We start from the raw sequence: 1,071 nt of genomic DNA on the forward strand, positions 1-1,071 counted from the left end.
CTCAGCAGGCTCTGCAGGCCCGGCGCGTTGAAGCGGCCGGGGAGGCCGCGCCATTTCGTCAGCGTCGACCAGCTCGACAGCCGCCGGCGCACGGTCGACGGCGCATGCGGCCCGGCGCTGCGCAGCAGCCCCTGCGCCTGCAGCGCGGCGGCGATTTCCGCCGGCATGCCGTGGCCCTGATCGGTCTCGCGCTGTTGCGGATCCCACAGATGCTGCGCCACGAATTTGATCAGCAGCGCCTCCGGCGCCGGCCATGGCAGCGGCGCGCCGGTCGCGGCTTGGCACCAGGCCTCGAGATAGCCGAGATCGGAGGCGAGCGCCCGCAGCGAGTTCTCGCCCAGACCCTGTTTGGCGAGATGGCGCAGCGTTTCGACGTCGGCATCGGTAAGCAGCCCGGCGAGAAAATCGCGGCGGTCGAACGGCAGCACCGCGTCGAGCGCATCGAGCGCCTCGGCGCGGCGGGTGACGAGTTCCTGGCTGTCTCGACCGGGCGCGGCGGCAGGGTTCGGCATGGATCTGGCGCTCCGACGCGGATTCTTGGGCCATCACGGCCGGGTTTGCGGACGATTGTGACCGATTTCCCCGGCCAAAACAATCGCTATCGATAAGAGGTCATTATCGATAGTGAAAACGGTTGAAAAGGGAACGCTCTATGACTGAAGGTAAAATGAAGATGGCTTCATTTAAAGGAATCTGATATTGTCAAATCAAAGGGTTGACTGGCCGGCGGGAACCGTCCGGAGCGCATTGAAGGGGAGGGCGATGGCTTTTTGGGTTGGGATTTTTAGCAGCGAGCTCTGCCGGCGTCCGATCGAGCCGGCGCCGGCGAGACCGCGCCAGCTAACAGCGCGGCCGGGCTCAATCGCTGCTGCCTGAGGGAGCCTCTGCGCCATGACCAGCTCTGATCGCGACGTTGCGAAAACCATTCCATGGGCCGCAATCGCCAGCCCGCTGGTTGCGGCCGAGGACGCCGTCGCCCGGCTAGACGAGCGCCTCGCGCGCTCGCCGGTGCGGGACGGATTCATCGAGCGCTTCCATTTCCACGACGCGGCGGCGGTCCTCTGGCTCGAA

The 1,071-nt window shown here is 66.0% G+C and carries 2 pseudogenes; one reads left to right on the forward strand and one right to left on the reverse strand.

The annotated features are described in order from the left end of the window. Positions 1–512 (reverse strand): annotated as a pseudogene (locus tag HUI96_RS29655) (integrase); the annotation flags it as partial. A 379-nt stretch (positions 513–891) separates the two neighbouring features. On the opposite strand from HUI96_RS29655, the pseudogene HUI96_RS29660 reads away from it, so the two are divergent. Then, positions 892–1,071, forward strand: a pseudogene (locus HUI96_RS29660) (hypothetical protein); the annotation flags it as partial.

Source organism: Pseudaminobacter soli (ex Zhang et al. 2022), from assembly GCF_014595955.1.
Classification (GTDB): Bacteria; Pseudomonadota; Alphaproteobacteria; order Rhizobiales; family Rhizobiaceae; genus Kumtagia; species Kumtagia pseudosoli.